At 46.3% G+C, this 14,323-nt stretch carries 9 protein-coding genes and 1 pseudogene; 3 read left to right on the top strand and 7 right to left on the bottom strand.

All coding sequences use genetic code 11. The annotated features are described in order from the left end of the window. Window position 1: 1 nt before the first annotated feature. Entirely contained in the window at window positions 2–1,033 is a 1,032-nt protein-coding gene (locus L9059_RS16150; protein ID WP_247291990.1) for a tyrosine-type recombinase/integrase, read from the bottom strand. 758 nt (window positions 1,034–1,791) lie between these two features. On the opposite strand from L9059_RS16150, the gene L9059_RS16145 reads away from it, so the two are divergent. Further along, window positions 1,792–3,039, top strand: coding sequence for a DUF4427 domain-containing protein (locus L9059_RS16145; RefSeq protein WP_247291989.1), 1,248 nt, complete (start codon window positions 1,792–1,794; stop codon window positions 3,037–3,039). A gap of 536 nt (window positions 3,040–3,575) precedes the next feature. On the opposite strand, the pseudogene L9059_RS16140 reads toward L9059_RS16145, so the two are convergent. Then, window positions 3,576–4,549 (bottom strand): annotated as a pseudogene (locus tag L9059_RS16140) (endonuclease). Between the two features lie 57 nt (window positions 4,550–4,606). Here L9059_RS16140 and L9059_RS16135 point away from each other — a divergent pair. Next, the gene (locus tag L9059_RS16135) at window positions 4,607–5,290 is read left to right on the top strand and encodes a hypothetical protein (protein ID WP_247291988.1); all 684 of its coding nucleotides are present in this window, start codon (window positions 4,607–4,609) and stop codon (window positions 5,288–5,290) included. An 899-nt stretch (window positions 5,291–6,189) separates the two neighbouring features. After that, the gene (locus L9059_RS16130; protein WP_247292057.1) at window positions 6,190–6,519 is read left to right on the top strand and encodes a hypothetical protein; all 330 of its coding nucleotides are present in this window, start codon (window positions 6,190–6,192) and stop codon (window positions 6,517–6,519) included. A gap of 678 nt (window positions 6,520–7,197) precedes the next feature. Here the strand turns inward: L9059_RS16130 and L9059_RS16125 are convergent. From L9059_RS16125 to L9059_RS16105, 5 genes are all read right to left on the bottom strand, one after another. Continuing rightward, the gene (locus L9059_RS16125) at window positions 7,198–8,256 is read right to left on the bottom strand and encodes a hypothetical protein (protein ID WP_247291987.1); all 1,059 of its coding nucleotides are present in this window, start codon (window positions 8,254–8,256) and stop codon (window positions 7,198–7,200) included. Window positions 8,257–8,575: 319 nt separating this feature from the next. Further along, complete coding sequence (locus L9059_RS16120) at window positions 8,576–9,142, bottom strand: hypothetical protein (RefSeq protein ID WP_247291986.1); 567 nt, start codon at window positions 9,140–9,142, stop codon at window positions 8,576–8,578. A 1-nt stretch (window position 9,143) separates the two neighbouring features. Next, window positions 9,144–11,015 (bottom strand): hypothetical protein, encoded by a 1,872-nt coding sequence (locus tag L9059_RS16115; RefSeq protein ID WP_247291985.1) that lies wholly within the window; start codon window positions 11,013–11,015, stop codon window positions 9,144–9,146. 10 nt (window positions 11,016–11,025) lie between these two features. After that, window positions 11,026–13,143 carry a hypothetical protein gene (locus L9059_RS16110; protein WP_247291984.1) on the bottom strand — a complete coding sequence of 706 codons (2,118 nt, stop codon included), beginning with the start codon at window positions 13,141–13,143 and terminating at the stop codon, window positions 11,026–11,028. Then, window positions 13,136–14,287 carry a tyrosine-type recombinase/integrase gene (locus tag L9059_RS16105; protein WP_247291983.1) on the bottom strand — a complete coding sequence of 384 codons (1,152 nt, stop codon included), beginning with the start codon at window positions 14,285–14,287 and terminating at the stop codon, window positions 13,136–13,138. The genes L9059_RS16110 and L9059_RS16105 overlap by 8 nt, the downstream gene beginning before the upstream one ends. Window positions 14,288–14,323: the final 36 nt, after the last annotated feature.

Below are 14,323 nucleotides of genomic sequence, written 5' to 3'. Positions count from 1 at the left end.
TCTATTCCTTCGGTTTCTTCTGTCCGATTAAGTAAGGAGGTATCCCATGGTGCGAGAGATGACTTTTCACTTGCGACAGGGATAGCCCGCAGGCCTCAAAGGCAATAGCGGCAACGGACTGTCGTATTTTATGCGCCGACATTTGCGCATCGTTACCTAAGGCTTCATGCAAGTAGGATACGATGATTTTGTTCATTTCATCCGCCCTCATGGGGAGCGTCGCATTTGAAGCTGAAGGAAATAGATAGTCATTTTCAGAGAGCCCAGCATTACGAATGTACCGGGCAATCGAGGCGCCACTGCTTGGTGGTAAACCGACATTGAATTCCCTCTCGGGGGCTTTGCTGCTGTACAAGCGAATAAGGGTGTGCGAATTGTAGGATGAAATATCATGCGCTTTAGTAGCCCTTACCTCGTGTGGACGTATCCCTTGCAACAAAATTGCAAACAAGCTCTGATCCCGAAAGCTCCCTCGGCGGAGAACTACCTCCCATAAAGATTTCAGTCCATCCAAACTGATTAATTCCAGGGGTCGGCTTGTATGGTTACGATTCGTATCCACACTATTCGGCTGATCTACATGCTCAGTTCTGCGCCGATGAGTAACAGGTGACTGGGCCCGTCGGTGGCCTTCAGAAGGTTTGAGGAGTTCTTCACCCGAGAGAGGCAATGTCTCACCTTGCCCTACGTGCTGATAAACGCTGAGCTCCTGTAGCGGTAAAAGTGTAACCAAATGGGCGACATCATTTTCGTCGATATCGGTAATTTCTCTCGACCGGCAAAAGACAAAAATGGATGTGCTGATCCCGTCTCTAACTTCCGACTGAGTCGGCACGGGCGCGAGACGATCAAATTTATCTGATGATTGCCGCAGGTCGTGGAGGTCACGGTAGCCAAAGCCACGTGACAAGATCTCTTGAGCTGAAGAAAGCATCAAAGGAATAACGCTTGGCCAACTCCGCTGGAGTTTTTTCGCAATACGTTTGAAGCCGCATTTATCGCAAAAATCGACAGTATAGATGGGGATACGCATGACATTCTCCAATACGTCAGAGTGTCGGCTGCCCCTGACAATTGTCGAAGTGCATGCGAAACAGAAATGAACAACCTGAGGCAAACCGCCTTAGCGAGCCGACCGCGCGATCCAGGAAACCGTACATTCAAAGTAGCACGTCCATGTAATCTGTCTAGAAATTCGGGTGTACTAAACCCTCCATTCGTCCTGTGAGCGCATAAGAATGCGACTTTCTTGTGGTGGTTATCGACGACAACGCGTGGACTTTTTGATGAGTTTCTCGGGGGTAATGCCCAGTATCCATTGGTTTGTAACGTAGTTTCAAAACCGGTGTTACATCGCGTCAAAGTACGTTACAGCTCATGTTGAGCATGTCCGATAGGCGGTTATGCCTCAGCCTTGCCGGGAGGACTCAAAGCTCCATGGCTTTTGCTATAGACCTCCTCGTACAACTGGTTTCCGTTTTCTGCGTGCACTACAAGCTCTTCACGCGCTAATCCTTCCGGGCGATAACATGGCGGGCGTAGATGAGTTTGTTATTAGTTGTTGTCGATTTAGCTAGAAGTATGCCTTCTGTTTTGTACTATTAAATTAATGCGCTGGTGTTTGTTTATAATATGTCAATATTCTGTTCTTGATTTATATGTATATAAGTTTGTTATTTTTTTTGTCCAGAAAACTTGCAAGGGGCATAAGGTTGGTCTATTTTTTTATGGAGGATGAATAGCCCTAAGTCTAAATTCTTTTAACTGCCTGAAACAGGCGTGGAGAAAGCCATGCCAGAAGAAAACAGCAGAAGTTTTTCTCGAGTCGCTCATTACTTCCGAAATGTCGATTTATCTTCCGACTCGAGTCCGGACTTTATTCCCGAAGGTTTTTGGTCAGGCTGCTGCGTCGAAGCACCATATTGGCCCGCTCTGATTCTCCTACGAGAGGCGATACGCTCTCACCATATCTGGGCAACCTTTGGCATCAGGAATGGACGTGAAACAATCAATGGTACCCAACCTGCTGTGTGCTTCTCAGGTTTCAATGTGGCTGACCTGATCGCCGTTCGGGATGGATTATCAGCAGCCGACGAACACGCTACTCAGTATGCCATCACCTTCCACACTCGCTCAGCAGAGCTAGCGGGCGCGGAGCAGGTGGTTCGAGGGGGCAATTTACGAGCCTTCATACAGAAGGAAAGCGGTTTAGGGTTCGTGCCGGAAGCTGACGTGGTTAGCAAGGAGTTCCGGTACATCGACGTTCAACTAGATCTCTTCAGAGAGCAGACCTCCCAGCCGGAGTGGCGATGGCCCTATACCGGAGATTATCGCCGTGCAGTTACCAAAATCGAAGAGGAAGGGTATGAGGCAAACCCGATCCCTGGGTTGGATTTTGCTCAGGGGCGTTGGGGAGGGATTGGGGTGGTCGTATCCACTGAAGCGGACGCTCTCCGGCTCCAGTACGACATGCTATCTCTGATTGACCAAGGACTTGTCCCTCAGAGCCATTTCGATCACCTTCTAATCTGTGACCGGTTGCCAGCGAGCTTGAACGGGCTGTCTGAATCTAAGATCAATAAAGCGGCGAGAGCGGCATGTTTTGACTTCAGGTCGTGCATGTCCATTTCAGACGAAGCTGCAGCAGCTGCCTTGGAAGACTTTACTCGTCAACTTTCAACTCTCGAGATATCGACCTCTAAACGCCAAATTCATGAGCTGGGTGGTTGCTGGGTGTCTTTCCAAGACAACACTCACCCCTATGTGAGGGCGTTACTGAAAACTGGCCGGGTGGTAGTCAATAAGAAAGGGCGATACCTCGGGAATTTAAATGAGCTGGATCCGCGCCGAGATCTGAGAGAGCGCCAGGAAATGGTTAAGATTCTGTGCCAACAGTTAAAGGAGGAGCACGGTGTTGCCTGCTGCTATTACAGCGTGCGTAACTCCTGGCGGCCAGATGGATCGCCTTTCTATTGCGGCAAGCCTTGGAGCGGGTTGCATCGAATCACTGACGAGCCAGATGAAGAGGATGAGGATTGAAAAAACCGCTGTGACTACGAGATCCCGGAGCGGTTTGCTCCACAGAGTTCGACCGTATTCTTTGTCATAACTTCATCGACAGCGAGATATCAGTGCTGATTGAGAGCACTGAATTTGCTCGCAAGCGGAGCGCGTAGACGTGAGGATGGTAGCCCGCCGGGCCAGGACAACGGCGAGTATCGCCGCGCCTGGTTCGCGACAGCCTTCCCGCCCGGGCATGCAAAGTACCGCCGAGGTACGATCAGAATTCCTTGGTCGAATAGTTGGTGAGCCTACACATACTCCGCCCCTCGAGCTGAGCTGAACGGGCGTCGCTAGTTCCGAAGTAATGAACTAGCCGATATCTACGTGAAGTGCGTGAGACTTCAATTCATCGCCGTTCAATATCTTGTCAGCGCAGTTATGAAGATCAGGTATGAATTCAGGCAGGCTATTGCGAATAGAAGTAGTCTCTTGGCTTACTCACCCGGGGGAAGTGGCATCGGTAGCAGTTAGTCCGTGATTCACTTTTGCCGAACCTAACAGCTACCGATACGTCATTTGCAGTTCCCTGCTTTTTGATATCCCGCCGACAAGGCTTCAGACTCCGAGGCAAAGGAGACCTGATTTTTTGGCGAAACATTGTCGTAGCTAGGGCAGCCGATTGGTAAGTGGTACAGATGGCTATTTTGGTTGCCGATGATCAACCCGTGGGCGTTCGAACTTCCGACTTGGCGCCTTGCGTCTAACCGCGAGACCTTCTGGGGAAGCGCGCTTACGACGCCATCACCTACCGGCTTATATCCAAGCGCCCAATTTCGCTGACCGGTCACGAAAGGATTGGAATGGCCCATGACAGCTGTGATGCGTTTGTCACGCTCCAGCTCCCAAGCCGTCGCTGGAAACTGCTTGTCCCATGCCATAAGCAATTGTTGCTGCTGACGTGACATGCTCAATTTGTATCGGTCGAACATGTAAAACGTTGTCCTAGCTACCAAACCCTTAACTTCGTCGCGCGGCTCAGCGGCTCAGCGGCTCGCTGGTCGAAATCAACCTTTGTCTTGCATTGACCATACTGCGGAGCCACTCCTGCGGCCATACCATAGTTGAAATTGCTTCGGTCGCCGTTGACCTCACCAACTGATGGATACAGATTGAACAAATCAGCTTCCATCACGCCGAACATTGGGTCATCTTTCACACATTGCTCACGACCTCCGTTTTGCCAGCATTGCCGTTGGTGACCGAATGTCCAAGCTGGAACAATGTGTTCCCATTCAGTTCGCTCTGCGCGGTTCTCTTGCTTTCTAGCTTGAAGGCCGCAGGATTCAGCATCGATGCGCCCACCCGATTTCCCCACCCACGTCCATTTGCAGCCGCAGTACAGCTCGCCCATTGAGCTGCTTGCTTGGTCAAGGTAGATCTTCTGCTTTGCTATGACTTTGGCGTCGGTAAAATTCGATGGAGGGGCGGAAAAGGCAGGATTGATTATCGAGAGAGATAGCGTTAGGACGTAAAGCAATTTTTTCATGAGTGAGCATATTCAAATTTCGGGTGCCACATTGAACCCATGACTCAAGGAGGGGAGATGGATACTGGAATCGGATTATTGAATCGATCGAATTTTAATCCCGTAAAAAGCCCTTTTTGCGAGCAACTGACACAAGGAGCTAAAGGCCTTCAATTGCAGCTTCGTCATTGCCTTCATAGGATGAAACATGAGCCAGACAGGCCCATAGATGGTTACGTCAAGGATTTTAAGCGCTGTGCGGAAAGGCTGACCGATGAAGTTGATCGATTGACGAGCCAAACCCGCGCAGCCACAGCGGTGCTCGAAAGTTCAGCCAAGTGCACTGAGCATGTCGAAGCTGTCGGTCGACAGATCGCGCAGCAAATGCAGCTGGCAGAAAAAGCGTCGTCAAGAGCAGACGAAGTCGCTGCTCAGGTGGCGAAACAAGCGCCTGGTGCAGCTTTCAAGAGTGTCGAAGACTCCGTGAAGTCGGTAGTTACCACGCTAGCTCGCTCAGCTCAAAAGAACGAAGACACTGCCGGCCAAATTGAACAGTCAGCGCGCCAAGTTAGAGGGTCGATTTACTACCTATCTGCAGCATTCCTTGCCATCGCCGCGAATGGTGTAGTGGCAGCGTTGTACGTCCCAAATGGTAGAGAGTCTGGTCTCGAGACGGACGTGAGATTAAACGCGGCGCGGTTTGAGCTGCTGTGGGGTAATGCTAAGCCTGGGGAGAAAAAAAAGATCGTCGAAATTATCTAGCATCAGCCAAATTAGATAACCGATCTTTGCACTCTTTGCACTCTTTGCATTGTGAGGCTTGTCTCAACGACCCTCGTCATCACGGGTGGATTCTTCTTGTATCAACAGGTCATCTCTGCTGAGAGGCATTTACGGCAGATCATTGCGACTGCCGCCTAGCACAACGGGTTTCACACGGGGGAGCGCGCCCTAAGCCAACGACGCCCGCAAGGCCGCTTGGGCAGATTGATTTGGTTTAGGGTGAGGGCGCACAATCCATTGACAGACAAAGTGTGGCCGTTGGAGAGGGCATTTGTGTAGAACTGTAGAACTGTAGAATCTGAAGCTTCATTAGCTTGTTGCCGCCATTTTCCATTTGCCTTTAGACGCTGGAGAGCGTGCGCTGAGAAATTTCTCCGGGTCAAAGCCCGCAAGTGCAAGGTGACATGACAGTTCATGCGCTTGTTCTGTCGTTGAAAGAATTTGGAACTCACCAAGGGTAATCTCGACCATTTTTTAGATAGTTGGGCAATCGTAACGTCAAAGTACCTATCGGTTACCGTTGATATTTACGAATTTATTGGTACGCTTTTAAAGCGCTCAGCTGAAAATCAAAAACCATTGTAGTATTCTTTGAATATTTCGAGGTGTTTCATAATTTTTCCTAGCTTAGCTTTCCGTTGAGTAAATATATTTTGTCGGCCAGACGCCGTGAGCTTTGCCGTTATTTATTGAACGGAAGGAGAGACCAAAAGCTTTAGCGATGGTTAGACTTTCTTTTTTACCAAAATTTCAAGGGAAGTGATCACTACGAGTTGATCAATCAATAGAACCATGTTCTTCATGGGCAAATTAGTGGCCCGTCGCCCTCGCAACTCCTGTCAGAATCTCAGCTTTTGATCGAATGGAGATCGGGATTGATGCGCATTCTTGGTTACACCATGGGAGCGTTTCTCATGGCGATAGCAGTGTTACCCGCACAAGCACAAGACCTCAACGCTCGTCAGCTAGAAATTTGCAAATGGGGTGCAGGAGTCGCTGGCAATGCCCAGCAGTCGAAGCTTTCTGGCACCACGCTGTACAGCACTCAAAACAAGCTAAAGAAACGGAAGTATTCGAAGTCTTGGATGCCAAAGATGGCGCTGGGTATCACAGAGCAAACCTACAAAAGCAAGTCGAGGCTTCAGCCTTCAGTCGTCAAAAAGACGTATTACGACGGCTGCATCAAACATGAGTTGGTTAGGAAGTAACGCTCTGTGGAATGCGCCGCGCCGCACACGCATATGCTGACCTAGTGCGCAGTCCCTCATGAGGCTGCGCCGTCGGTCATCAGGCTTTCTGACTGTTAAAAGCCAAGCGCTAATGTTGAGCGCGGGGCGCCAGACTCGCTATCAATAGAGCCACTGTTTTTTCCGATACGGCGTCGTAGGAAGCGCCGTCAGGGCGGTAGTGAATCAGCATCTTCCGGTTGCAGATGATGGAGATTTTAGCTGCATACTTATCCTGTTGAACCTTACTTTGCGTATGTTTGGCGGATGCCTTTGCAGGAGCAGTTGCTGCTATTTGGACAATGATCATATGGTCTACCAGCCACCAAAAAGTTTGGCATTGACTCGTACTAATAATTTCCAAGTTTATCGCGCCATCGCTGCTAGCTAGCCTTCTTACCCTCATCGCGCCATTCAGTCACTCCGGTGTAACGATCGCGACCTGGAATCTCGAGCATCTTAGTATTCGCCCTACCAGGAGCTTTCAAGCAATCGCCAAAGTTGCGAAGGACGTTGACTTCCTCGCTGTCAAGAGCTTATGAACGGATAGTCGCTAAAGCCTCTGGTCAAAGAGCTCACCAAGCAAACCGGTCAGACGTGTAGCTTTATGGCCTCCCATTCAGTCGGCCGATCGACATACAACGAGGTGGTTTAAATTTGCTAGCGACACCGAATCCTCTTAACTCTGGATCGGTCGGAATGAAATCGTTTGAGATACTCATAAGGGTAGCTTCGGGCGGTAACGATCTTGTAGCTGTCAGAAAGCTTTTCTTTCAAATGTCGGAAAAGTTGCCTAGTTCCATCGGGCACCACAATCCAGGTTTCACCTGGGATAGCCTTTTCAGAGTAATAGCTGAAAATCGTATGCGCGGAATGAGTAGCTACTGGGTCAAGATTTATTCTATTCCCGTTTTCAATTATCGATAAACCAGGCCTGGACTCATTCAGTGTAATCGTTTCGCTTGTGCTAGCAGGTACCAATTTTTTTAAATATTTCATGATGATTGTTTCAAAAACTAATGGGCTAGCGATCGTGCGCCAAGCCAATTGGTTAAGTTTCAATTGCTTTTTGTAAACGGTCTTGGTGATATGTTCTTTTCGAGTGTGGTAAGGGATCTCTCTGTGCGGTGGTAGCCGGGAGTATTTGGTGGTCGGGCAAAAAGGTGAGCTGCACTGTAAAACATCTGCTGTGTGATCTAAAGGTGAAAGACATCCAGGACAGCTATAGATGTAGTCATCGTGCTGAGTGGTTGGTATTTTGGTGTAGAAACGAGACTTAAAGCTCAATGGTTTGATTTCTTCAGGCTTAATAAGGCCTGGAAAGGTGAATGCATTATGCAATTCACGAAAATTTTCATATGAGTAGTTGTCTTTTCTACAGCCTACCAGAGCATCGTTAATCACCCTATCTCGTAAGGAAAGTGCATCCCCCGACAAATCAAGTAAAATTATGTCGGATAGCATTGTTGGTTGGCCCTTGCAAATGAGTGGCCCTGTATACATAAGGTTCACCGTCTTAGGAAGCCAAATGTTAATGTCGAATGTTAATAAGTTACGGATTTCTTCTGCCTTTCGTGGTAAGACCTCATTATCGAATCGCCAGAGAAGGACACTTGCCTCATTAAGCAGTAAGGTTTGTTCGTCAGATTGGTCGGGGGCTTTTGCTGCGTTAGCCAGCAATGTAAGGATCTCCTCTTTGAATCCCCAGTGGATGCGCATCCTCAACTCCATCGCTTGCCATGCGTAATGTAATGCCGTTATATTAACTGTTTTTAGGAATAGGCCATTGCTACTGACTTTGCAAGTGGTTACAGGTTAAAAGTTTGGCAATATATGTAATAATATTGGTGTCAAACTTAGTAACTTGTTGATTTTTAATGCGACGGATTTTTGGCGCGTTAATTTTTTTTTGTTTTTTTAGTGGGCGGATGGCGATTGACTAGAATGGTCATGAGAGGGCGCGACAAGGATGCCGCTACTCGGGACGTAATTGATACCTAGCTTGGGGTTGGAAACACGTACTATGCTCACTTCTAGCTTATTTGCTGAGCGATTCCATATACCTTCTATTTTGTTCCGCTTGATTGTCAATAACAGTTTTTTGTCGCTCTATTTCTTCTTTAAGTTTGTCTATTGTTAAAGTGTAAGAGCGAGTGTCGGCCAGGATGCTGCTTTCTAGTATTGCAGTAGCAAAGGCACCGAGAGAAAGTTTCCTAAGTTCAACGTTTTCAGTCTTGAGGTTTTTGTTCTCTTTAATTAACTCCTCTTTAGTAAGTTTTCTCCCGCTTTGCCATTTTTTTGCAGAGACACTTTTGAAAACGATGGCGAGATCTGCATTCAGCTCTTTGATCAGATCTACAATGTTCGGTTGTCTACGATCAGTGATAATGCTTGGGCTAAAGCCACATTGTACGGCTATACGTCTAGCTATAAGTTGACGATCGCGCGGGCTCAAATTTGAACTGTTTTCTATATTCAATTTGATCTGATTGTAGTTTTCAATTATAAATGTATATAGCTTTCTCGTTGTCTCAGAAACTGCCCAGCACGGAAAGTTGCTAGGCTCGCCTTTTGTTTTTCTGAATTGCTCAAGGGTAACCGGCATTTTATTTTTTAGTCCTGCGTGATATTTGGTTGGCCATGTCCTTGCACAAATCGCCGATAGCCTTTATCGGATGGGTTTCGCTCATTTCTGAATAGGCTAGTTCGATTCGCAGCAAATTTCCCTTTTGGATTGTGTTGACCATGTTGTTTGGACAGCCGGAGCATCGGCCTGGAGTTGCTAATGCGTCGACGTCAGGAAGTCCGGTAACAAAGTCGCAGCAATTAGCCTCACGTTTGGATGAGGAGAAAAGAACACAGAATCCCCATTCAAATACAGCAAATCGCTCAATACTGTCCAAGATTTGTTGATAGTGCTCCCCTGGCTTGTTAGGATGCAAAAACTTGATGCGGTTGATCTCGGCTTTAATTCTTTGAAAGGCTGGCCCCCAGAAACGTGCTTCGAGCTTACCTTCGGCCGTTTTTCCAATTAGTTCATAGAGATAGTTTTTCTCTAACATCGATTGAACTGCGGGGTTTAATTTCCAGTGCTCGTAAATTTTCGTGGAGTATTCGGATCGATGGATGAAATGTTCGCGTAAACTCTCATGGACGTCTTCGTCGAACCTGCGCAATGAAAATTCGGCAAAAGAGTGCCTGAACTGATGTGTACTAAGGATGGGGTGGATATTATGAGCTTCTGGCATTATTGGTAGTACATCAGATTGGTAAAATGCATTCAAACGCGCATTTAGAGAGCAGTTGTCAAAAGATGTGAACGCATCAACCGGAAATTCGTTATGTATAACCATTTCCGCAAATCGGGTGTCATGGAACGAATGCTGAAGCGGCATTGGGTAAAGATCGGGGTTGACGAAGCTTAAATTCCACAAAGTTTCAGCCGCTCGCGTAGATAGCTTTGCAAGAGGGCGGTACGCTTTAAGGCCATTCAATGATTTGTCCAGTTTTTGTTTGACCATCAGCAATCCACGTCTCAATCTACGATCGTTCGATACTGTGGATTGAAATTCGTGGCTACGGTGGCCACTTTGAATCAGCATGATGTTTAGGCAAGCGCCTATCAGCCGCCGACGAAAGCGTCTAAATTCTCTTCTGTTTCTCCATGGTAATTCATGGACATGCCCAACGTTGTGAGCTTCGAGTGCTTCTTTTATTCCAAAATTATCACCTTCGATAATTTTTGATTGCTGGATAATATCGGAGTTGCACGTTCTTGTTGGAAACCACTTCTGGTGGAGTTGGCGCGATTTTCTCCACGCAGAGTAAAGTGATAACGCCACAGCAGTCTCATCGGATTCCAGCAAATTAATCGCGCTGCTAAGAATAACAGCTGAAATACCTAGGGGGACTGGAGGGTGGCTCTGGCCTTTCAACCACTCCTCAATTGTCAGGCCCATATCATCTAAAAGTGGTTCCATAATGAGGTGTTTTAGTTTGGTTGTGATAGGAAAGCCTAAACCATCACTGATCTTTCCATTTAAACGAGCAGCATGACTGATTTTAAAAATGTTAGAGTAATTACTAAAGTTCTGATTAGCGTAAATAGGGGATGGGTGGTGGTCGGAAATATCAGTTTTGACCATCTTAGTATGGAAAAAATCAGTCAGATTTTTTTCTGTCCAATTCCACAGAGGTTTATTTGGCAAGTAAGTCTGCCAATATTCGCATATGCCTCTCAAGGCAGCGCAGCAGTTAATAGCCTGGTGTAAATTAGTAACCTGCAAAGGTTTGCCACGTTCTTGATGTGACACAAAGGACATTTGCACGAAGATCTCCTGCGCCCAAATAATCTTCTTTCGATCACATGCGTAATTGAACGGGGCAGGTATGATTCTTGATGATGAGCTTTCATATATGAAGAAAGCAGAATCACCGAGTTTGTTACTATAGGAAACGGTTCGCTCTTTACTTTTCATTTGAGATATCTCAGATGATAGCCGGAGGGAAATCAAACTCTTCAAGCATTTCACGGCCGTCGGCAACTGTGCGTCTGTCAAATGACCTCAAAACCATCTTGGCATAGCATAGCTGCACAATTATTGCATGATTGCGCGCTTGCGAGCTGGAATTCTTCAACTCAATCTGACAACCTTTAATGAATGATAGTATAAGCGCTGCAGTCACGGGAGCGACAATAACAATGCGCTCTATAGATGTAGGTTTTGATAGCCAACCAAAGGGTGCGCAGTTATAACCGTCTGCCTCTGCAGTGCTTATGAGTTTATTGAAGTCGTCTACATCATTAGGTTTGAAGGAAGAGACATTCCAGCCGAGTATGTCATTGACTTTGTCCAACGTTATGATAGTGGTATTGCTCATCAGAGAAGATAACTTGCGTGCGTCCTCCTCTTGAAGCCTCCCTACTGCCCCAACAAATTTAGATCGTTGGCCTAGTCTATGGGCTGTCTGGCTTCGGTTTTTGTAAATATCATGACTGGTGTTAACGCTGTGAGCATTGCCGTCCGCAGCTACCTCAGCTTTAGTACGTCTATTGAACGCTGATGTGACTGTTGGGTCTTCAGGGTCGATAATGGCACGGGACTGTGCGATTACATTTGCGGTAAGATTTCTCGTTAATGGAGAATCAGTGTTTGGTTTCTTTTTCTCTTTAGAGTCATGAGGTTTGTCCGTTTCGCTATTAGCAGAAGTATTTTCATCTACCAGCAGTTTAAAATACTCTTGAAAAAGCTTAGCCCGAGGAAAAATCGAACCTATTTCTTCATACAAATTGGTTCCAGGCGTACAGGCCAAAATGATAGGGCGAAAAGTGACCGAAGAATGGTTTTGTTTTCGCGCGAAGGGGTTGTCGAATTGGAAGAATTTTTGTTGATCAGAATTGGTTGCACTAAAAAACTTTTCGAAACGCTCTCTTAGCTGAAGTACGTAGCTAATCACACGATAATTGTAAGTTTTTCTCTTGTGTGACGTCGAATCCCGCTGGGATTCGTTAGAGCGACGCTTGAAAAATGACATTGTCACATGAGTTGGTGTTAAATCAATATCCTGAAGTGTTAGTTGTTGTTGGCCACTTAGCTGAACTCGATCAATTCCGAGTAGCCATCGCAAACATATTTCTTCAGCTTCGCAGGGACTGAGAAGGCTTCTGATGTCCAGTTGTTCAAAAGTGACATATTGGTTTTCTTCGCTAAGTAAATGTGTGAAGCAAAGAGATCCTACCTCTCGAACGCAGCTTTTAAGCTTGGTATATAGCTCTCCAAGCGTATTTGGCTTCTTTGCGTCCATAAATGCATTTTGAAAACGTTGATTTGAAAGGAGTAGGCGTTCTACTAGAGTCGCATCCCGTGAGTCTACGATGGCATTGAAAATTTCATTGTAGTCATCCCAGTTTGGATGCAAAACGCGCCAGTCGATGTCTGGTTTCTCAGATGCTCGCGCTAATTCTAATCTGGCTTTGACTCTGCGATTTGAAGTAATAAGGTCTCGATGTCTCTTGAATATCAACAGGAAGCCAAAGCAAAATCGAATCAGAGAGTCCAAAAGCTCAAGGTCATCAAACTCTTTGCCTTTTACTAACTCTGACATTGCTGGTGCGGTGCCGTCCAGCATACTGTTTTTGGGTATTGATATTTTTTTATCATAAGCCGACAAGACAAAAATACGGTCTTTTTCTGCGAATTTCTTAAACCAAGGTTGAGCGATGCTCCACTGTAACATAACACTAAAAACTGAAATGTTTGTACGAATACTAGCGGTGACCTGCTCTTCAGTATCGCTCAAATAGTCTGCATAGTTTTGTAAAATGTTCGTTGGTATTGATCTGGGGTTCTCGTAGTTGTCATTTAGATAGGTGATTAGCGCTTGAGATCCACCTGCAAACTTATATAAACTATAAAAGCCTTCTGAAGATTTATCTTGGAGAAAGCGAATTAGGCATTGAAGGAAGACAAATCCATGCAGCTTGGGGGGGATAGAGACAGTCTTATGGACAACCGATTTGTAAAAACCCTTGTATTCGATCTCAGCGATATGTGGGTCGAGATTTTTCGATTTTTGTTTTGATTGGTTAGAGGCTAACTTACTCAAGGTTTTGATCCTCTAAACTATATCGGCTTCGACCTTTGTCTCGATTATAGATTGTCGCTTGACAATTTATGTACTGCTTCGTTGTCTTTGATTTTGTATGACCCAGTTGGTCTGGTAAGTAGCTACAAGGGTCGATGTTGTTCTCGTCGCAATACGTTACGAGGTTTGTAGCATATGTGTGCCTAAGGCAATGAAAAGTTAGAAGCTGTACTGAATTCCAACTGATGGTGTACGGTGCGTCATCTTGTTTGCGAAGCTTATTAAGTTTTGACTTAAGCTTCGGAAGAGCAGCATCTCTGACGGTCTTGAACAGTCGGCTCGCAAACGAAGGACTTAATATCGAGCCATCTTTGGCGCAGATTAAATTGTTGCCTTGGATATCGGTGCTGTACTCTGCGATAAATTCAGAGATTTTCTCCAATAGTTCGGGTGGAACATTTACGTCTCGATATTTTTTTCTTTTCCCGAATATAGTCAAGGAAATCGATAGACGATTGGTTTTTTTACTCAGTGACAAAAGATCTTTCAGGTCATTCACTATCAAATTTCTAGAGTGAGTGACCTCGAATGATCTTAAGCCGAGTTTATGACCAAGTTCTAATATTAGTTCATTTCTAGCACGCAAGAAGCCCGAGGTCTCGGAAGCGTGTTCAAGAAGTGTTTCAAATAGTGGGTCATTGATATACTTTCTTTTAGGTTTGGGGTTGTCTGGGTAACGTGAAAGTCCCTCTTCGTTTTCACCATTCTTATTCTGGTAATTAAAGCTGTATTTGAAGTTTTTGTCGGTAAATCCTGATTGGGAGAGTTGGGAATACATTCCTTGAATGCTAGAGCAGTGGCGTGCGATGCTTCGTTTAGAAAGGTTGTATTCCGCTAGAAGAGTACGCTCTATGTACCCGGACATTTGATCATCGCTGAGCTGATCCCATGGTACACCGGCTACTTCCAGGGATTCGAAGAGTCGTTTGAGGTCTGCCCCAATAGCCATCTGTGTGTTGATTGATGCGATTTTGGCTAAGTGTAGAAGGTGGAGGGTGGGAGGGAAGACGACTGACTCGTTCGACAGGGGGCCGTCTCTAAGGATCATCACTGCCGTGATCTGCCTTCCCTGCCAGTTTATCCCTGGGACTTTTTCTAAATGCATGGCCGAAGCCTCGCGCTAGCTGTCTGTCTACATCCA

Source organism: Pseudomonas violetae (assembly GCF_023072615.1).
In the GTDB taxonomy this organism is placed as follows: domain Bacteria; phylum Pseudomonadota; class Gammaproteobacteria; order Pseudomonadales; family Pseudomonadaceae; genus Aquipseudomonas; species Aquipseudomonas violetae.
The sequence above is the reverse complement of the archived record's forward strand: the minus strand, read 5'-3'. Positions and strand labels throughout refer to the sequence as shown.

Bases quoted from the DNA above. Each gene is read 5' to 3' on its own strand.
- L9059_RS16150 (WP_247291990.1), bottom strand. From the start codon at position 1,033: ATGCGTATCCCCATCTATACTGTCGATTTTTGCGATAAATGCGGCTTC.
- L9059_RS16145 (WP_247291989.1), top strand. From the start codon at position 1,792: ATGCCAGAAGAAAACAGCAGAAGTTTTTCTCGAGTCGCTCATTACTTC.
- L9059_RS16135 (WP_247291988.1), top strand. From the start codon at position 4,607: ATGGATACTGGAATCGGATTATTGAATCGATCGAATTTTAATCCCGTA.
- L9059_RS16130 (WP_247292057.1), top strand. From the start codon at position 6,190: ATGCGCATTCTTGGTTACACCATGGGAGCGTTTCTCATGGCGATAGCA.
- L9059_RS16125 (WP_247291987.1), bottom strand. From the start codon at position 8,256: ATGCGCATCCACTGGGGATTCAAAGAGGAGATCCTTACATTGCTGGCT.
- L9059_RS16120 (WP_247291986.1), bottom strand. From the start codon at position 9,142: ATGCCGGTTACCCTTGAGCAATTCAGAAAAACAAAAGGCGAGCCTAGC.
- L9059_RS16115 (WP_247291985.1), bottom strand. From the start codon at position 11,015: ATGAAAAGTAAAGAGCGAACCGTTTCCTATAGTAACAAACTCGGTGAT.
- L9059_RS16105 (WP_247291983.1), bottom strand. From the start codon at position 14,287: ATGCATTTAGAAAAAGTCCCAGGGATAAACTGGCAGGGAAGGCAGATC.